This window comes from Vibrio pomeroyi (assembly GCA_041879425.1).
GTDB lineage: Bacteria > Pseudomonadota > Gammaproteobacteria > Enterobacterales > Vibrionaceae > Vibrio > Vibrio pomeroyi_A.
Window position 1 is genome coordinate 1,856,329 of record CP090854.1, and the last position, 18,401, is coordinate 1,874,729.

Sequence of the window (18,401 nt, forward strand, 5' to 3'; positions counted from 1 at the left end):
GCAAGTTCTCTATCGCTAACTACAATGAAGGTTGAACAGATTATCCATATCCAAAGATGGAACTGAGCAATGCTTAAACAATTATTAGAACAAGCAACTTCAAATAACGCGAAAGCAAGGCTGTATGCATTTGAAAATACAGTTGAGTTAACAAACCTGATTCCACCGACAGTCAGTTATGAAAGCGGTGGTAATACGCTGATTATTGGTCCAACGGCGATCATCGAAAGTGCTGCGGCGCAATTGCCTCAGTTAACAAGCCTGACACTGCTTTCAACCGATGGTGTAAAAGCGACGAATACTGAGTCAGAGCTTTACTACGCAAACGCAGTTCAAGTTTCTGGTTTCCTTGGTACGTTCGAAGTTCTTATCGAAAGCAAAGGCCTAACCAATAACCTAGCGAAAGTGGCGATTAATCATGACTGCTTCGATGTGGTTTTGGATTTATGCCTAAGCAGCTGTATGACAGAAGAAGTGCCTGTACCGGGTTATTACCCAGTAGGGCGCGGCTATCCTAAATTGGCTGAAGCGTTGGAAGAGATTCCTACGTTAATGGGCACGTTTGATAAGCCTAAGTTCTTCCGTTTAGACACAGACCTTTGTGCGCACAGTTCTCGTGGCGTGAAAGGTTGTGAGCGTTGTGTTGATGCTTGTCCTGCTGGCGCGCTTTCAAGCGAAGGCTCAGATAAGACGGGTCACAAGATCGAGATTAACCCTTACCTATGTCAAGGCGTGGGTACTTGTGCAACGAGCTGTCCGACAGAAGCTATCTCTTACGCATTGCCTAATCCTGACGATACTCAAAAATTCATTGAACGTACGCTAGCTAACTACGAGCAAGCGGGCGGTTTGGATCCTATCGTACTTATCTGTAGCTCACGTCATGAAACTTACAATGTGATGGCTCTTAAAGCGCTACCAGATAACGTGATTCCTATTGTTGTCGAAGAACTGCCTTCTATTGGGATTGATACTTGGTTTGCAGCTCTAGTCAATGGCGCGACTCAAGTTCTGTTTGCTGCATCTCGCTTTATGCCAGAAACGATCATTCGAGTTCTGAATAACGAAGTAGGGATTGCACAAGAACTGCTAGACCAAATCGGAATTCCAAAAGAAACCATCGATATCCTGTACTTAGAATCGCTACGTGAAGGTCCTCCAACATTGTGTGTTGATTCGTTCGACCTAGCACTTGGCGATCTTCAAGGCAATAAGCGTCAACGTCTATTTACTGCACTTGATGCGATGTCTTCAGCTCGTATTCCAGTTGAGAACATTGTTGAGCTTCCATCGAATGCGCCATATGGCACGGTTTCGTGTGAAAGCAAAGATTGTACTTTGTGCATGAGTTGTGTGGCTGTGTGTCCGACACGTGCGCTTCATACCGACGGCGCGTCTCCATCACTTAAGTTTGTAGAGCAAGACTGTATTCAATGTGGTCTGTGTGAAAAAGCATGTCCTGAGAATGTTCTGACTCTAACGCCTCGTATGAACTGGGTGAAAGAAGAACGTCAGAAAGCGGTTGTGATTCATGAAGAGAAAGCAGCGGAATGTGTACGTTGCCATAAACCATTCGCACCTCAATCTATGATTGATATGTTACAGAATAAGTTACGCGGTCACTCTCACTTTTCAGATGAAGCAGCGATTAATCGTATTGCGATGTGTGAAGACTGCCGTGTGGTGGATATGTTCGATTCAATGGCTCAAGACCCATTGAAACAATTGAAATACTAGGAGTTAGCCTTGGAAACGAATTTGGATCAGGCACAAGAACAGACACTAAGAACTGAAATCTATTTGGTTCTATCAGCACTGTTTCGTAGCGCACCTTCTGAAGAGGTGATCGACTTTCTAAAAACGCTAGACATTGAAGCGTCTGAAAGTGCGATGCAAAAGGCTTGGATTGCGATTCAACAAGCGGCAACAGAATCAAACCGTGAAGCTCTTGAAGACGAATATCAAGACTTGTTCATCGGTATTGGTCGTGGAGAAGTCGTCCCATTTGGTTCTTGGCATCGCACTGGCGCCATGATGGAAAAACCATTGGCAGAGATTCGTCATGACTTAGAGCTTTTAGGCATTGAGCGTGACGATCAAGTAAAAGAGCCAGAAGATCACATCGCAGCATTGTGTGAAGTCATGGCCATGCTAACGGCTGAAGAAGAAGCGCTTCAACAAGCCATTTTCAATAAGCATCTTAGCCCTTGGTTTAACGCTTTCACGCGTCAGCTTGAAGGGGCAGAAAGCGCGAACTTCTACAAGTCGGCCGCTCAGCTGTGTGAAGCATTCCTAACGTTAGAACAAGTGCGTTTTAGCGTGAATACAAAAAGCAGTAAGCAGAAATTAAAGATTGATGTGAAAAACGTCACTGATTACGAGTAATCGAGCAGTACGCGATTATATCGATAGAGGGGCATTAAGCCTCCAAAAAAAGATCTACCGTAAGGTAAGGAAGCAATGATGAAAGATAATAAAGATATAAATACAAGCCGTAGGGACTTACTCAAAGGCTTGACGACTGCAGCCGTTGCTGGTGCCGTTGTCGCTGGTACAACTAAAGTGGCAACCGCTTCAGAAACTGTTGAAATTTCGAAAGAAGACGTGAAGAAGACTGGGTATCGTGAAACGCAACATATTCGCGATTACTACGACACACTTTAGGAGATAACGGATGAAACTTGTCAAACGCTCCGATAGTGTGAGCAAAGAAACCAATCAGTTAGGCGTGTCTCGACGTGCCTTCATGAAAAACACTTCATTAGCTGCTGGTGGCGCAGTGGTAGGCGCAAGTCTATTCGCACCGGGCATGATGAAGAAAGCACAGGCTAAATCAGTCGACCCAGAAGCGAAAACAGAAGTGAAACGTACTATCTGTTCTCACTGTTCTGTGGGTTGTGGTATCTACGCTGAAGTTCAAAATGGCGTATGGACAGGTCAAGAGCCTGCATTCGATCACCCATTTAACGCTGGTGGACACTGTGCGAAAGGTGCTGCACTTCGTGAGCACGGCCACGGTGAACGTCGTCTTAAGTACCCAATGAAATTGGAAGGCGGTAAGTGGAAGAAGCTTTCTTGGGAACAAGCGATTGAAGAGATCGGTAACAAAGCGCTAGAACTTCGTAAAGAGTCTGGCCCTGATTCGGTTTACTTCCTAGGTAGTGCGAAACACAGCAACGAGCAAGCTTACGCATTCCGTAAGATGGCGTCGCTTTGGGGCACCAACAACGTTGACCACCAAGCGCGTATTTGTCACTCAACCACAGTAGCCGGTGTTGCGAACACTTGGGGTTACGGTGCAATGACAAACTCGTTCAATGATATGCACAACTGTAAGTCGATGCTGTTCATTGGTTCAAACCCAGCAGAAGCTCACCCAGTAGCGATGCAACACATCTTGATCGCGAAAGAGAAGAACAACTGTAAGATCGTTGTTGCGGATCCTCGTCGTACGCGTACTGCTGCGAAATCTGATCACTATGTATCACTTCGCCCCGGTTCAGACGTTGCATTCATCTGGGGTGTGTTATGGCATGTCTTTGCTAACAAATGGGAAGACCAAGAATTCATCCGCCAACGTGTATTCGGCATGGACGAGATCCGTGAAGAAGTCGCGAAGTGGAGCCCTGCAGAAGTTGAGCGTGTAACAGGCGTAAGCGAAGAAGACGTTTACCACACAGCGAAACTGCTTTCTGAAAACCGTCCGGGTTGTATCGTTTGGTGTATGGGGGGTACTCAGCACACGACAGGTAACAACAACACACGTGCTTACTGTGTACTTGAGCTTGCGCTAGGTAACATCGGTAAATCAGGCGGTGGTGCAAACATCTTCCGTGGTCACGATAACGTACAAGGCGCAACGGACCTTGGCGTACTGTCAGACACGCTTCCAGGCTATTACGGCTTGTCTGAAGGTTCTTGGCGTCACTGGTCTAAAGTTTGGGACGTAGACTTTGATTGGATCAAAGGCCGTTTCGACGACAACGCATACGGTGGTCAAAAACCAATGAACAGTGCAGGTATCCCTGTATCTCGTTGGGTTGATGGTGTGCTTGAAGACAAAGACAAGATTCGTCAACGCGAAAACATCCGTGCCATGTTCTACTGGGGTCACGCAGTGAACTCTCAGACTCGTGGTCCAGAGATGAAAAAGGCGATGCAGAAGCTGGATATGATGGTTATCGTTGACCCATACCCAACAGTCGCGGCAGTAATGAACGACCGTACCGATGGCGTTTACTTGCTTCCAGCAACCACTCAGTTTGAAACCTACGGCAGTGTAACGGCATCAAACCGTTCTCTACAGTGGCGTGACAAGGTGGTTGATCCTCTGTTCGAATCTAAGCCTGACCACGAAATCATGTACCTTCTTTCTAAAAAGCTTGGTTTCTCTGATCAACTATTCAAAAACATTCGTGTTGAGAACAACCAACCATTGATTGAAGACATCACACGTGAATTCAACAAAGGTATGTGGACGATCGGTTACACAGGTCAAAGTCCAGAGCGCTTGAAAGAGCACCAGCAAAACTGGCACACGTTCCACAAAACCACGCTTGCTGCAGAAGGTGGTCCAGCGAATGGCGAGACTTACGGTCTTCCTTGGCCATGTTGGGGCAACCCAGAGATGAAACACCCGGGCACACATATCCTTTACGATACGTCTAAGCCAGTTGCAGAGGGCGGCGGTAACTTCCGTACTCGTTTCGGTGTGGAGTTTGAAGGTCAAAGCCTACTGGCTGAAGACAGCTACTCAAAAGGCAGCGAAATCAAAGATGGTTACCCAGAGTTCAGCGACAAGTTGATCAAACAACTTGGTTGGTGGGACGACCTAACAGCAGAAGAGAAAGCCTCTGCTGAAGGTAAAAACTGGAAGACCGACGTTTCTGGCGGTATTCAACGCGTGGCTATCAAGCACGGTTGTATTCCGTTTGGTAATGCAAAAGCGCGTGCAATTGTTTGGACATTCCCAGACCGCGTGCCACTGCACCGTGAGCCGCTTTACACACCACGTCGTGACCTAGTTGCTGATTACCCAACGTGGGATGACAAAGAGGCGATCTTCCGTGTACCTACGCTTTACAAGTCGATTCAAGAGCAAGACAAGTCTGGTGAATACCCGATTATCCTGACTTCTGGTCGTCTGGTTGAGTACGAAGGTGGTGGTGAAGAGACACGTTCAAACCCATGGCTAGCTGAACTTCAACAAGAAATGTTCGTTGAAGTGAATCCGAAAGACGCAAACGACATCGGCTTTAAAGACGGTGACGATGTTTGGGTTGAAGGTGCAGAGAAGGGCCGTATTAAGGTGAAAGCGATGGTAACCCGTCGTGTGAAACCGGGTCTGGCGTTCATTCCATTCCACTTCGGTGGTAAGTTCCAAGGCGAAGATTTGCGTTCTAAATACCCAGAGGGCACTGATCCTTACGTTATTGGCGAAGCTGCTAACACAGCAACCACTTATGGTTACGACCCTGTCACGTTGATGCAGGAAACGAAAGTAACCCTTTGTAATATTCGTAAAGCGTAAGGAGTCTTAAAATGGCTAGAATGAAATTTCTTTGTGACACCAAGCGTTGTATCGAATGTAACGGTTGTGTCACTGCATGTAAGAATGAAAATGATGATGCTCTGGAATGGGGTGTTCAACGTCGCCGCGTTGTGACACTGAACGATGGCGAACCGGGTGAAAACTCTATCTCAGTAGCGTGTATGCACTGTACTGATGCGCCATGTATGGCAGTTTGTCCTGCAGACTGTTTTGAACATACAGAAGACGGCATCGTACTTCACAATAAAGATCTGTGTATCGGTTGTGGTTACTGCTTGTTTGCTTGTCCGTTTGGCGCACCTCAATTCCCTAAACAGGAAGCGTTTGGTGAGCGCGGTAAGATGGACAAATGTACCTTCTGTGCTGGCGGCCCAGAAACAGAGCCAGGTTCTGTTGAAGAGCGTCAAAAGTACGGTGCGAACCGTATTGCTGAAGGTAAGCTGCCAATGTGTGCTTCGCTTTGTTCAACCAAAGCACTGCTAGCGGGTGACGCAGAGAAAGTTTCTGATGTTTTCCGTCAGCGTGTAGTTGAACGTGGTGCGAAAGGTGCAGGTTGGACAGACGGCAACGACCTTTCTTACGATGCGACTAAGAGCTAAGTAGGAGAGACATATGCTTACAATGTTTAAGCGTCTCTTCCTTGTTGTGCTGCCGATGTTGGCAGCACTAACAATGCTTTCTCCTATGAGTCATGCATCTGAGACGAACTCATCACAAACTCAATCGAGCTCTGCTCAACGAGAAATCACACAGCTTGCTGGTGCCGATTTTTGGCGACAAGTAAGAAATGGTGAGGAAGGTTACACCACATCTCAATCGGCTGAGCACGGTGTGTTAATCAGTACTCCAGGTCAAACTTGGTACATATTGAAAGAGAAGTGGATGTCACCAGCCGGTGCTGTCGCTATCTTTGGCAGTATTGCTTTTGTGACTTTGATGTACGTTGTGATTGGCCCGCTAATGCTAAGTGCACCAAGAACAGGCCGTAAGATAAAACGTTGGTCTCGACTTGATCGTGCATTGCACTGGAGCATGGCGTTTACCTTCTTAACACTGGCATTCAGTGGTTTGATGTTGGTTTACGGTAAACACTTCTTGAAACCTTATATCCCAACGGATCTATGGGGCTTCATCGTTCTACTGGCTAAGCAATACCATAACTACATCGGCCCGATTTTCTATGTGCTGTTGATGGCTGTTCTTATCAAGTGGTGGCGCAAGTCTATCTTCAAGATGGTTGATATCCAGTGGTTCATGAAACTAGGTGGCATGGTCGGGAAACATAAAGGTTCTCATCCATCTGCAGAGTTTTCGAACGCGGGTGAAAAAGCACTGTTCTGGCTATTGATTGTTATGGGTAGTGTGGCTGCGATCAGTGGCTTGGTTTTAGACTTCCCAATCTTCGGTCAAACGCGTCGAGATATGGAGCTTTCAAACCTAGTCCACATGTTGGCAGCTTTGATCCTTATCTGTGGTTTCGTGTTCCACATCTACATCGGCTTGTTCGGTATGGAAGGGGCACTAGAAGGCATGGTAACTGGCGAAGTTGATGAAACTTGGGCTAAAGAGCACCATGACCTTTGGTACAAAGAAGTGATGGAACAAGAGAAAAACGGCGTTGAACAAAGCGCAAACGCAACAACAGCGAAAACGGAAGGGGTGAATAAGAATGAACAAACCTCATAAAGGTATTTGGGTCGCTTACATACTAAGCTGCTTTACGCCATTTACTTGCCTTCTCTCTGGTGTGGTTGCCATCATCTACGCGGGTTATCGTCTAGATAAAGGCGAAGACGGCGAAGTAGTGGATACCCATTACTACGGCCTGATTCGCTCGTTCTTCTTGAACCTGACGTTCTTTGTGGTGCTTATCGTCACGGTAGCGACCTCTAACGGCGTGTTAATCGGTGTGAACGACTATTGGTATCAAAACCATATTATCGATGACATCGCTTACTACATCCCATATGTAGGCATGTTGTTCGGTGGTGTTGCGATTGTGGTTTGGTTTATCCGCATGTATCAAGGAATGCAGCGTTTAAGTCAAAACCTACCGCAAAACCCGTCGACAGGACCAAACCTGTAACGCTAACACGTTAACGACATACTTAAAGAAAGCCCGGTGATTCATTTCACTGAGCTTTTTGTTTTTAAGCCTCTGGAACAGTAGAGAGTTGTCAGCCGCTATCTGCATCAGAACCTACTTATTGATCGCCTCAATATGGTGCAACTCCCTTATTTGGTGCAATTGTTGGTGTGATTTTTTCGTTCCCTAAGATCCACAAAAGTGCACTTAAGTTTTTAATTTCTAATAATCAATAAGTTAAAAACAAAACCTGTTGCACGAAAATTACCCTTCACACTTGGAACGCATCTTGCGTTCACTGTTGAGTCTTTAATTAATTACAACATTGAATCGCACGATATCAGTGCAAATCAGATAAAGCGAAGGAGAATGCTTTAATGAGTGAAACGGTGACTCAAGTTCATAGTGCAGTACAAACCCTTACCCAAAGTTCAGATACTTTATTCCTATTACTCGGCGCAATCATGGTCTTCCTGATGCATGCTGGCTTTGCGTTTCTCGAAGTCGGTACCGTCCGAAAGAAGAACCAAGTCAACGCGCTGGTTAAGATCCTTTCCGACTTTGGTGTCTCCGCCATCGCTTACTTCTTTATCGGTTATTGGGTTGCTTACGGCGCTCATTTTTTTGCCGACGCTGAAACGCTCTCACAAGGTAATGGATACGAACTGGTTAAGTTCTTCTTCCTAATGACCTTCGCTGCTGCAATTCCTGCGATTGTTTCTGGTGGTATCGCAGAGCGTGCTCGTTTCTATCCAATTTTGATTGCGACTCTGTTTACGGTTGGTTTCATCTATCCATTTTTTGAAGGCATCATTTGGAACGGCAACTTTGGGTTCCAAGATTGGTTAGAAGCTCAGTTTGGTTATGGTTTCCATGACTTTGCAGGCTCGGTAGTGGTTCACGGTGTTGGCGGTTGGATTGCATTGGTTGCGGTTTACTTCCTTGGTATGCGTAAAGGCCGCATCCGCGCAGGTAAACACACAAACTTCGCACCATCGAACATTCCTTTCTTAGCCCTAGGTTCTTGGATCTTATGTGTGGGTTGGTTTGGCTTTAACGTGATGTCTGCGCAAGCAATCAACGGCATCAGTGGCCTGGTGGCGATGAACTCACTAATGGCTATGGTCGGCGGTATTCTAGCGGCGCTTGTTGCAGGTAAGAATGACCCGGGCTTTATTCATAATGGTCCTTTGGCTGGCTTAGTAGCGATTTGTGCAGGTTCAGACTTAATGCACCCATTAGGCGCGCTAGTGACTGGCGGCGTGGCAGGCGCACTGTTTGTTTACCTGTTCACTTACATGCAAAACAAAACACAGATTGATGATGTATTGGGTGTGTGGCCTCTACACGGCGTATGTGGCGCTTGGGGTGGCATTGCAGCAGGTATCTTCGGCTCACAAACATTCTGGGGCTTAGGCGGGGTGAGTTTTGCTTCTCAAGTGGTTGGCACACTAGCGGGCATTGCAGTGGCTTTAATTGGCGCTTTAATTGTTTATGGCGTGCTGAGCAAGCTAACAGGCCTACGTTTGAGTGAAGAAGACGAGTTCAACGGTGCGGATCTTTCAATCCATAAGATCTCTTCTATCAACGAAGACTAACCTTGTTCACTTTGATGGGTTAAAGCTCATCAAGTACATAACAGTTAAACAAAACTAAGCGGCTTCGGTCGCTTTTTTTGTTTCTATGAATGGTAAAACAGAGAGTTTGCGTAAGAACGGTCACAGCTATCAAGCGAGTTATGTCACAAATAGCCAATGAATTCAGTTGCCTAAGACTATGGTCTAATCCCTAAAACTATTGTTGGAATTTGAACAGTGCTAAGCTGTTACAAAGTGACATATCTAAAAGGACGTTATATGCATTTCCCATATCGAAATATCGTAATTCTTACTGGCGCTGGCATCTCTGCAGAGTCGGGGATTCAAACATTCCGAGCACAAGACGGATTATGGGAAAACCATAAAATCGAAGATGTCGCGACACCTGAAGGCTTTGCAAAAGATCCTGACTTAGTACAAGCGTTTTACAACAAACGCCGTCACTGTCTGCAAAGTGAGAGCATTCAGCCAAATTCAGCCCACAAGGCGCTAGGAGAGCTTGAAGACAAGCTTGATGGCAAAGTTACCATCATTACTCAAAACATCGACAACCTGCATGAGAGAGGCGGTAGCAACAATATCATCCACATGCATGGTGAATTGCTTAAAGCACGTTGCAGCGAGTCGAATCAAGTTATCGACCACAAAGAGAACATCGAGACAGGCGAGCTTTGTCACTGTTGTCAGATTCCCGCACAGATGCGTCCACACATTGTTTGGTTTGGCGAAATGCCATTAAGAATGGGCGACATCTATTCAGCACTAGAAGAAGCCGATCTATTTATTTCAATCGGTACATCGGGCGTAGTTTATCCAGCTGCCGGGTTTGTGCATGATGCGAAAATGCACGGCGCTCATACGATAGAAATCAACCTCGAGCCAAGCGCAGTAGAGAGCGAATTTGAAGAGAAGCGTTATGGTAAAGCGAGTATCGAAGTACCCAAGCTAGTCGGAGAGCTTCTTTGTAGTGAGAAAGGATCGTTAACGGCTTAATAGAAGACAGACGCCTTTAAAAAGCAACGACAACGAAAAGCAGATACGTATCTGCTTTTTTGTTCGTGAAACGTCTGAGCTTTGAGAGACTTAAATGCTCCTTGATAGATTTAAGAACTTGTTGGAATTGAACGCTGCGCTTTTTTCATTTCATACATCGCCTTATCTGACTTATCCAGCGCCTGTTGAAAGTTCTCCTGACAAGTCACTTCTATGCCGTAAGAGAAAGAGATGTTTTCACCATGGAGTAGGTTGCTGACTTGGCTTACGAACTCACCGCCACGCCCCAATTGCGCAGTCGCGACAAACTCATCGCCACCAACACGAAATACCATTTCATCTTCCAATACCGATTGACTTAATGCTTGAGAGAAGCGAACGATCATGAGATCTCCGACTTTATGGCCTTTGCGGTCATTCACCGCTTTTAAGCCGTCTAAGTCAAAATAGATAAGCTCAAATTCTTTGAGTTTGATGGCATCGAACTTCTTACGGTTATACAAGCCTGTTAGCTCGTCTTGCTTACTTTGATCTTTTAGTTGAGTCGTAAGTTCGGTAATACCGTAGGCGATAAGTAGAAAGGCTATTTGCAATAAGCCATCTTCGAGGAACGTGTCGAGCAATTCATTTCTGTCTGCCCATTCATCGAGGTGTTTGAGCTCTGTCGTCACATCATAGAATAGGTTGAAAATAAGCAGCAGCGCGCCGCAGCGAAGGATTTTGTGAGGACGAATGGCGTGACGAGCAACGTAGTAGATATACATGGTGATCACGAGCGTATTCGTTTCGAAAAACAGGTCGTAATTAGAATCTATGTGGATAAATGAACTCAGGCCAAGCATCAATAATGACGCAAGCAGCATTAGAGTCACAACCAATAGTATAGGGTTCGCTGGCATATTATAACGCACTCCATATTGTTTAATGCCATCGTATATAAAGTATAGATAAAAATAAAGCGGCTTACGCCGCTTTATTAACCTGTCAGTAACAATCTAGTTGTTTACTTTAAGTTTTTGGAAGTACTCGTCATAAATAACGCTCGCTTCACCAACTTCATCTTGCCAAACGCCGTTATCCATCACTGATTGTGGCGGGAAAACGTTCTTATCTTCAGCAAATTCTTTTGGAAGAAGAGGGTAAGCCGTTTTAACTGGAGTCGGGTAACCGATCTCTAGAGCAATCTTAGCTGCATTCTCTGGACGAAGAAGGAAGTCGATCATCTTATGAGCCGCTTCGATGTTCTTAGCACCTGAAGGAATTGCTAGGCTGTCCATCCAGAAGATAGCGCCTTTTTCTGGCCAGATAATGTCAATCGTTGCGCCTTCTTGGCGTGCCATGTAAGCAGAGCCATTCCAAAGCATACCAAGAGACACTTCACCCGCTAGGTAAGGGTTCGCTGGGAAATCTGAGTTAAATACCAATACGTTTGGCATTAGCTTACGAAGTTCTTCGTACGCTTCTTTGATTTCTTCTGGGTTAGTTGTGTTTGGAGAGTAACCCAGTTTAGACAGTGCAATGTGGAAAACCTCACGAGAGTCATCCATCATCATCAGTTGACCTTCCCACTGTGTATCCCACAGGTCGCCCCAGTTCTTCACTGAAGACTTGTCTAGCATATCTGAGTTGATACCAATACCCGTTGCACCCCAGATGTAAGGGATCGAGTAGTTGTTGCTTGGGTCAAATGGCTTATCTAAGTAATTTGGATCCAAATCAGCAAAGTGGCTTAGCTTAGTTTTATCAAGTTCTTGAAGCATGCCTTCTTTACGCATCTTAGAAACGAAGTAAGTAGAAGGAACCACTAAGTCGTAACCCGTACCTTGAGTTTTTAACTTAGCGTACATGCTTTCGTTAGACTCATAAGTTGAGTAGTAGACTTTAATGCCAGTCTCTTCTGTGAAGTCTTCTAGTACTTCATTCGGGATATATTCAGACCAGTTGTAAAAATACAGTTCTTGGTCAGCTGCGAAAGAGGGTGTAGAAAGTAAAGTAGCAGCACACAATGCGCCGGTATACAGTGTTTTTTTCATTACTGTTCCGTTCATTTGTTTGATTTGGAGCTGGGTAGTGAACCCAAAGTAAAAGGATTTCTAAAAATCGCGCTAGATTATAGCAGCGATATAACAAAATAGGCAGCCTAAGCTGCCTATTCATTGATATTCTTATTTTTAACTTGTTGATTATCTAGATAGCCTTGTTAAGTAAACCAATGGCTTATTAGCTTCTGGTGACCAGAGCAACTAAATAACTAACTCGCTTACTGACCGGCTTTAAGCTTCATGAAGTAATCTTCGTACTTCACTGTCTTGTCGCCAACCGCAGCTTGCCATTCAACACGGTCAAGGTCTTCTTGAGATGGGAACAGAGCAGGGCTGTCTTTGAACTTCTCATTAGACGCTTTAACTGCCGTTAGGTAGCCTGTGTCACGAGAGATTTGTTCAGCGATTTCAGGACGAAGTAGGAAGTCGATCATCTTATGAGCCGCTTCTACGTTTACCGCGCCAGAGCTGATTGCAAAGTTATCGACCCAACCAATCCCGCCTTCTTTAGGGAAAACCAGTTTAATAGGTAAACCTTCGTTTTGCGCTGCAGCAGCAGAACCGTTCCAAAGCATACCAAGGCCAACTTCACCAGACATGTAAGGCGCGCCTGGGTTGTCTGAGTTGAACACAAGAACGTTCGGCATTAGCTTTTTCAGTTCAGCGTAAGCTTCGTCGATCTCTTTCTCGTTGGTTGTGTTACCAGAGTAACCTAGCTTACGCAGTGCGATGTGGAACACTTCACGCGTGTCGTCCATCATCATCAGTTGACCTTCAAGCTCAGGCTTCCATAGGTCAGCCCAGCTTTGGAAATCTTCTGGATCGTACATGTCAGTGTTAACAGCCAAACCAGTAATAGCAACTACGTGTGGAATAGAGTAGTCGTTATTCGGGTCGTACGGCTTATCTAGGTAGTTAGTATCTAGATTCTTAAAGTTGTTCAGCTTGGTTTTGTCGATCTTTTGAAGCATACCTTCATCACGCATCTTAGATACGAAGTAAGTCGACGGCACAACTAGGTCGTAGCCTTTGTTGTGTGTTTTTAGCTTTGCGTACAAGGTTTCGTTCGACTCGTAAGTCGAGTAAATAACCTTGATACCAGTTTCATCAGTGAACTGTTCTAGAATCTCACTGTTGATGTAAGGTCCCCAGTTCATGAATACCAATTCTTTGTTATCTTTTGCAAAAGATGGTGCAGATAACATTGAAAGCGCACATGCACTACCAGCTAATAGAGTAGCCCATTTTTTCATTGACGTTAGCTCCAAACTAAACGTTGCCCGAAGGCAGTAGATAGAAAAACAGAATGGCAATTTGCCATTCTGTTTATGATTAACACTTTGTAGAACATGAAGTTTGTTAACTTCTTATCAAGTTCACCTCTTTATAGAGTAGGAGACTTACTTGATCTTCTCTCTCGCTAGTAACTGAGAAATAATCACCAGTACTAACGACACCACTAACATCACTGTTGCTAGGGCGTTTACCTCAGGAGAGATACCCACTTTAACCATTGAGTAAATCTTCAGTGGCAAGATTTCATACGTTGGGCCCGTTACGAATGAGCTGATGATCACGTCGTCCAAAGACAGAGTGAAGCTCAATAACCAACCCGCAGCTACCGCAGGCTTAGCAAGAGGCAGGATGATCTGTTTTAGAATCGTCCACTCGCTTGCGCCTAAATCTTTTGCTGCTTCTAGCATTTTCACGTCAAAGCCATTCAAGCGACTGTAAACCGTTACAACAACAAACGGCAGACAGAAAGTAATGTGTGCGGCAAGTAAGGTAAAGAACCCAAGTTGCACACCCATTACCAAGAATAGCGCAAGAAGCGAAATCGCCATTACGATATCTGGTGACATCATTACGATGAACAGCATGCCATTGACTACGCCTTTGCCTTTGAATTGGTAACGGAATAGGGCTACTGCTGTCAGGCTTCCGACAATCGTTGCAGCTGTTGCTGAGAACACCGCTACGTTAATCGAGTGCCATGCAGCCTGCATTAGGCTGTCGTTGTTAATCAGCGCGTCATACCACTTAGTGGTGAAGCCACCCCATTTCATACCAAACTTGTTGGCATTAAATGAGTTCGCAATCAATACGATAATAGGTAGGTATAGAAAAGCGTATACCAGCGCCATAAAGCTGAACTTAACTGTGCGACCCATTAGTCTAGCTCCACTTTCTTGTTCAATAGCTTACCTGCTCGGTAGTAGGCATATAGCATCACAGCCATTGCCATGGTCAGTGCGATACTCGTTGCTGCGCCAAACGGCCAGTCTCGAGCGTTGAGCACTTGGCTCTTAATCACGTTACCAATCAATAGGTTCTTAGCGCCACCCAATAGGTCAGAGATGTAGAACATGCCTAACGCAGGAAGCAGTACTAATAAACAACCACCGATGATGCCAGGCATCGTTAGGGGTAGTACCACTTTCAATAGCGTTTGCAGTTTGTTCGCACCTAAATCTTTAGCGGCTTCCAAATACGTATCATCCAGCTTTTCAATCGCTGAATACAACGGCAGAATCATGAACGGAAGTAGGATATACACCAAACCGATCATTACTGCTGTTTCTGAGTACATGATACGTAGCGGCTTATCGATAATGTCTAATGCTAACAAGCCCTTGTTCAACACACCTTGAGTACCCAGCACCACTTTTAGTCCGTAAGTACGAATCAAAGAGTTCGTCCAGAATGGCACAATCACTAGGAACAACATGATTGGACGCCATTTCGCCGGCATTTTTGCCACGATGTAAGCGAACGGGTAACCAATAATTAAACAAAGTAGGGTTGCGACAATCGCCATATAGAAAGAGTGCATCAGCACTTTAAAATACAGCGGGTCAGCCAAACGCACGTAGTTATCGAGAGTGAAGGTCATCTCGATCAAGTTCGCTTCGTCACGAGTTAAGAAACTAGTACCGATGATCATGATGTTTGGAATCATCACGAACAGCACTAACCAACCTGTGATTAAAGCAACAATCGCGTTTTGTAAATTAAACTTCTTGCTCATCTTCTAATACCACTTCCCAGCTCTCAACCCAAGTTACTGCAACTTTTTGGCCCAGTGAGTGATCAACATCAGGGTCATCTTCGTTGAAGAATTCGCTAACCATGACACGCATACCAGATTCAACTTCTACCACTGAATCCAATGTCATGCCTTTATAGGTTCGCTCGACAATGTGACCAACAATACCGCGTTGCTCAGACTCTTTGATTTCTTCGATACGAAGATCTTCAGGGCGAAGCAGTACTTGCAGTTTTTGACCCGGTGTTACGTCTTTATCGTGATAGATAACCGACTCTTCACCTTCGATTGTCGCAACAATGCGTTTTTCATCTAGACGAGATTTCGCTGTCGCTTCGAATACGTTAATTTCACCAATGAAGCGGGCTACAAACAGGTTCTTAGGCTCTTCGTAGATCTCTCTTGGCGTACCATCTTGTTCAATCACGCCATCACGCATAACAATAATGCGGTCAGACATAGACAGCGCTTCTTCTTGGTCGTGCGTTACAAAAATGAACGTGATACCAAGTTGGCGTTGTAATTGTTTAAGCTCGATTTGCATCTGTTTACGTAACTTGTAATCAAGAGCAGATAGAGATTCATCCAATAGAAGAACTTTTGGCTTATTAACGACAGCACGAGCGATTGCGATACGTTGCTGTTGGCCACCAGATAGCTGGTGTGGTTTTCGCTGTGCCATTTGTTCTAGGCGCACCATTTTTAAAGCATCCATTACACGAGGTTCAATCTCGCTGCTTGGTACTTTCTGCATGCGTAAGCCAAATGCCACATTGTCGAAAACGGTCATATGCGGGAATAGGGCATAGCTTTGGAATACAGTGTTTACATGCCTTTGTTCAGCAGGAACTTGGGTTACGTTCTGTTCAGCTAATAGTATTTGACCACTATCTGCTGTTTCAAAACCCGCAATCATTCTTAGTACGGTTGTTTTACCACAACCTGATGGGCCTAAAATCGTGAGAAACTCACCATGATTTACGTTTAAATCAAGATTGCCGATGACTTCCTTACCATCGAAACTTTTACTAATGCCAGTTAGCTGTACTACTGGCTTTCCTACTGATTTTTTAGCGTTCAACGTCTGTTTTTCTCCACCTTGGTTCTATTTGAGACCTGTTGCTATACACCTTTAAGGCGCGCATCATAATCACCAAAAACGTGAAATCAAAGCATTTTTTACCTTTCGAAGATAAAAAATTTCGCAGGTAAAAGTAAACATCCTTTACCATACTGTTATTTACTGGGTTTACACCCCGACAAGTGTCTAATTATTAACCATTAAGACGCAAAAGCAAGCCTTGTTACAGATTCATATTTTAGTTTGTATCCGACATATGAGTATAATGAAGGTAATTTTTTATCAATAAGTTAGGTCGCTTAGTTTAATTGGCGCACCTAGGTATCAATATGAACAACGACATCGAAAAAGATTTTAATTTGGGCGGTAGTATCAACCGTGCACTTTCCGGCGATTATGAGCTCAAAGCAACGGCTGTATTCCAAGAAGCTTGGAAACATACGATAAGTCACTTTCTTTCGTTTTCCCCTGCGATTGTTGCTCTGATGTTCGTGCAACTGGCTATCTTTTATATCGCACTAAAACTGCAACTGGGTGACCCTGCGGTTATCTTAGATGCGGTTATCGATCCTGAGGCGTTTACGCCACAAATCGTTGAATCCATTTTTATTGCCAACTTCAGCTATGAGGTGATCAGCGCGCCTATCTATGCTGGCATCTGTTTGATGGCGATGAGCCACGCAGCTGGTCTACAAACTAAAGTGCGTCATATTGGTAAAGGTTTGCAGTTCACGGTTCCTGTTATTTTGGTGACTTTGTTTAGCCTAATGCTGCAAGGCATCGCGGGTATGATTCTGCCGTTCTTGTCGATTTACTTCTCGCTTGCGTTCAGCCATTCAATTCTGCTGATTTGTGATAAGAAAGTGCCGCCAATGCAATCGCTGCTGCTTTCATTACGTGCTGTGAATAAGAAAATCTTCACCGTTGCATCTATCTACTTGCTCGTTATGTTGATGTTCATCGTCGCTGCAATGATGTACGGCATTGGCCTAATCTTCGTTTTGCCTTTCTTCTTCCATGTGAAAGGGATTCTTTACCGCGAAATGTTTGGCATCAAACTTAAGGTGATTGCTTCTGAGCACCCGAAGAGTGATGACGATAATAACGACGATAACAATAAAAACCCGCAGGTATTCGATGCGTAATAACGTTCAAGCAAGCTCAAGTAAATCTCTTGCATTAAAAGTGACGGCACTTGCCCTTGTTGGCTCGATCTCATTAGTTGGGCCACTTCTTTACCAGCAAGAAGAAGAGCGACGTCGTGCAAATAAGACAAGCCAAGATTCTGAACAGCAGTTCGGCAACTTAACCGTAGCTTCAAATACACCGAACTTTGCTGCCATTGAAGATGTAAACGAGAAAAAAGACACCTTCTTTTCTTATTTACGTCCAAGTATCAATATCGAAAACAAACGCATCACTAAAGAGCGTGCGTTTTTGACTAAGGTTTCTGACACTGGCATTTCGAACATTGACTCGGAAGATGTGTCATACGCAAAAAGGTTAGGGAAGTTGTACAGCTTGCCTGTGCCTTCGTCAGGCTTAGATCAAGCGTGGCTTACAGAGATGCTGAACCGTGTAAACGTGCTACCTGAAGCGCTTGTATTAACTCAGGCGGCCAATGAGTCAGCTTGGGGTACATCGCGCTTTGCGACCCAAGCGAACAACTATTTCGGGCACTGGTGTTACACCAAGGGGTGTGGCCTTGTTCCGCTACAACGTAACGAAGGCAGCTCTCATGAAGTGGCAACATTCTCTTCAAGCCAAGAGTCTGTACACCGTTACTTCATGAACCTGAACCGAAATCGTGCTTATGCTGATTTAAGGGCGATCCGCGCCAAACTTGCGGCACAAGGCGATGATTTGCTTACGACGAGCACCGCTACAGAGCTTACCAACGGGTTGCTAAAATATTCTGAGCGAGGTTCAGACTATGTGACTGATTTACAAGCTATGATCCGTCACAACGAGGTATACTGGAAAAAGTAACTCGATTTGATATCA

The 18,401-nt window shown here is 44.9% G+C and carries 17 protein-coding genes; 11 read left to right on the top strand and 6 right to left on the bottom strand.

From position 1 onward, the window contains the following. Positions 1–69 precede the first annotated feature (69 nt). The 9 genes from L0992_08415 to cobB all read left to right on the top strand — a co-directional run bounded on the left by L0992_08415 (position 70) and on the right by cobB (position 10,228). The gene (locus tag L0992_08415; protein ID XGB65751.1) at positions 70–1,737 is read left to right on the top strand and encodes a 4Fe-4S binding protein; all 1,668 of its coding nucleotides are present in this window, start codon (positions 70–72) and stop codon (positions 1,735–1,737) included. 9 nt (positions 1,738–1,746) lie between these two features. Continuing rightward, positions 1,747–2,385: a molecular chaperone TorD family protein gene (locus L0992_08420; GenBank protein XGB65752.1), complete on the top strand. Its 639-nt coding sequence runs from the start codon at positions 1,747–1,749 to the stop codon at positions 2,383–2,385. Between the two features lie 78 nt (positions 2,386–2,463). Further along, complete coding sequence (locus L0992_08425; GenBank protein XGB65753.1) at positions 2,464–2,664, top strand: twin-arginine translocation signal domain-containing protein; 201 nt, start codon at positions 2,464–2,466, stop codon at positions 2,662–2,664. Positions 2,665–2,674: 10 nt separating this feature from the next. Further along, positions 2,675–5,530 carry a formate dehydrogenase subunit alpha gene (locus L0992_08430; protein XGB65754.1) on the top strand — a complete coding sequence of 952 codons (2,856 nt, stop codon included), beginning with the start codon at positions 2,675–2,677 and terminating at the stop codon, positions 5,528–5,530. Between the two features lie 11 nt (positions 5,531–5,541). Next, positions 5,542–6,150 carry a formate dehydrogenase FDH3 subunit beta gene (gene fdh3B, locus L0992_08435; protein XGB65755.1) on the top strand — a complete coding sequence of 203 codons (609 nt, stop codon included), beginning with the start codon at positions 5,542–5,544 and terminating at the stop codon, positions 6,148–6,150. Positions 6,151–6,163: 13 nt separating this feature from the next. Further along, positions 6,164–7,237, top strand: a complete 1,074-nt coding sequence (locus tag L0992_08440) for a formate dehydrogenase subunit gamma (GenBank protein XGB65756.1) — start codon at positions 6,164–6,166, stop codon at positions 7,235–7,237. Beyond that, complete coding sequence (locus L0992_08445; protein XGB65757.1) at positions 7,221–7,637, top strand: hypothetical protein; 417 nt, start codon at positions 7,221–7,223, stop codon at positions 7,635–7,637. The genes L0992_08440 and L0992_08445 overlap by 17 nt, the downstream gene beginning before the upstream one ends. A 377-nt stretch (positions 7,638–8,014) precedes the next feature. Next, a complete protein-coding gene (locus tag L0992_08450) occupies positions 8,015–9,235 on the top strand; it encodes an ammonium transporter (GenBank protein ID XGB65758.1) in 1,221 nt (406 codons plus the stop codon). Positions 9,236–9,493: 258 nt separating this feature from the next. Continuing rightward, positions 9,494–10,228, top strand: a complete 735-nt coding sequence (gene cobB, locus L0992_08455) for an NAD-dependent protein deacylase (protein XGB65759.1) — start codon at positions 9,494–9,496, stop codon at positions 10,226–10,228. Between the two features lie 110 nt (positions 10,229–10,338). On the opposite strand, the gene L0992_08460 is transcribed toward cobB, so the two are convergent. The 6 genes from L0992_08460 to potA all read right to left on the bottom strand — a co-directional run bounded on the left by L0992_08460 (position 10,339) and on the right by potA (position 16,397). After that, positions 10,339–11,139 carry a GGDEF domain-containing protein gene (locus L0992_08460; protein XGB65760.1) on the bottom strand — a complete coding sequence of 267 codons (801 nt, stop codon included), beginning with the start codon at positions 11,137–11,139 and terminating at the stop codon, positions 10,339–10,341. 84 nt (positions 11,140–11,223) lie between these two features. Beyond that, positions 11,224–12,261 (bottom strand): extracellular solute-binding protein, encoded by a 1,038-nt coding sequence (locus tag L0992_08465; GenBank protein XGB65761.1) that lies wholly within the window; start codon positions 12,259–12,261, stop codon positions 11,224–11,226. A gap of 227 nt (positions 12,262–12,488) precedes the next feature. Beyond that, positions 12,489–13,523: an extracellular solute-binding protein gene (locus tag L0992_08470; GenBank protein XGB65762.1), complete on the bottom strand. Its 1,035-nt coding sequence runs from the start codon at positions 13,521–13,523 to the stop codon at positions 12,489–12,491. Between the two features lie 147 nt (positions 13,524–13,670). Then, a complete protein-coding gene (gene potC / locus L0992_08475) occupies positions 13,671–14,441 on the bottom strand; it encodes a spermidine/putrescine ABC transporter permease PotC (GenBank protein XGB65763.1) in 771 nt (256 codons plus the stop codon). Next, complete coding sequence (gene potB / locus L0992_08480) at positions 14,441–15,298, bottom strand: spermidine/putrescine ABC transporter permease PotB (GenBank protein ID XGB65764.1); 858 nt, start codon at positions 15,296–15,298, stop codon at positions 14,441–14,443. The genes potC and potB overlap by 1 nt, the downstream gene beginning before the upstream one ends. Beyond that, positions 15,282–16,397 (bottom strand): spermidine/putrescine ABC transporter ATP-binding protein PotA, encoded by a 1,116-nt coding sequence (potA, locus tag L0992_08485; protein ID XGB65765.1) that lies wholly within the window; start codon positions 16,395–16,397, stop codon positions 15,282–15,284. The genes potB and potA overlap by 17 nt, the downstream gene beginning before the upstream one ends. 329 nt (positions 16,398–16,726) lie before the next feature. Between potA and L0992_08490 the strand changes: the two genes are divergently transcribed. Further along, positions 16,727–17,542 (top strand): hypothetical protein, encoded by an 816-nt coding sequence (locus L0992_08490; GenBank protein XGB65766.1) that lies wholly within the window; start codon positions 16,727–16,729, stop codon positions 17,540–17,542. Next, the gene (locus tag L0992_08495; GenBank protein XGB65767.1) at positions 17,535–18,386 is read left to right on the top strand and encodes a glucosaminidase domain-containing protein; all 852 of its coding nucleotides are present in this window, start codon (positions 17,535–17,537) and stop codon (positions 18,384–18,386) included. Before L0992_08490 ends, L0992_08495 begins: the two co-directional genes overlap by 8 nt. Positions 18,387–18,401: the final 15 nt, after the last annotated feature.

What these genes read in the sequence shown, in the direction of transcription:
- L0992_08415 (XGB65751.1), top strand. Translation starts at nt 70, where the DNA reads ATGCTTAAACAATTATTAGAACAAGCAACTTCAAATAACGCGAAAGCA.
- fdh3B (XGB65755.1), top strand. Translation starts at nt 5,542, where the DNA reads ATGGCTAGAATGAAATTTCTTTGTGACACCAAGCGTTGTATCGAATGT.
- L0992_08465 (XGB65761.1), bottom strand. Translation starts at nt 12,261, where the DNA reads ATGAAAAAAACACTGTATACCGGCGCATTGTGTGCTGCTACTTTACTT.
- L0992_08495 (XGB65767.1), top strand. Translation starts at nt 17,535, where the DNA reads ATGCGTAATAACGTTCAAGCAAGCTCAAGTAAATCTCTTGCATTAAAA.
- cobB (XGB65759.1), top strand. Translation starts at nt 9,494, where the DNA reads ATGCATTTCCCATATCGAAATATCGTAATTCTTACTGGCGCTGGCATC.
- potB (XGB65764.1), bottom strand. Translation starts at nt 15,298, where the DNA reads ATGAGCAAGAAGTTTAATTTACAAAACGCGATTGTTGCTTTAATCACA.
- L0992_08450 (XGB65758.1), top strand. Translation starts at nt 8,015, where the DNA reads ATGAGTGAAACGGTGACTCAAGTTCATAGTGCAGTACAAACCCTTACC.
- L0992_08440 (XGB65756.1), top strand. Translation starts at nt 6,164, where the DNA reads ATGCTTACAATGTTTAAGCGTCTCTTCCTTGTTGTGCTGCCGATGTTG.
- L0992_08445 (XGB65757.1), top strand. Translation starts at nt 7,221, where the DNA reads ATGAACAAACCTCATAAAGGTATTTGGGTCGCTTACATACTAAGCTGC.
- L0992_08425 (XGB65753.1), top strand. Translation starts at nt 2,464, where the DNA reads ATGAAAGATAATAAAGATATAAATACAAGCCGTAGGGACTTACTCAAA.
- potC (XGB65763.1), bottom strand. Translation starts at nt 14,441, where the DNA reads ATGGGTCGCACAGTTAAGTTCAGCTTTATGGCGCTGGTATACGCTTTT.
- L0992_08490 (XGB65766.1), top strand. Translation starts at nt 16,727, where the DNA reads ATGAACAACGACATCGAAAAAGATTTTAATTTGGGCGGTAGTATCAAC.
- L0992_08470 (XGB65762.1), bottom strand. Translation starts at nt 13,523, where the DNA reads ATGAAAAAATGGGCTACTCTATTAGCTGGTAGTGCATGTGCGCTTTCA.
- L0992_08430 (XGB65754.1), top strand. Translation starts at nt 2,675, where the DNA reads ATGAAACTTGTCAAACGCTCCGATAGTGTGAGCAAAGAAACCAATCAG.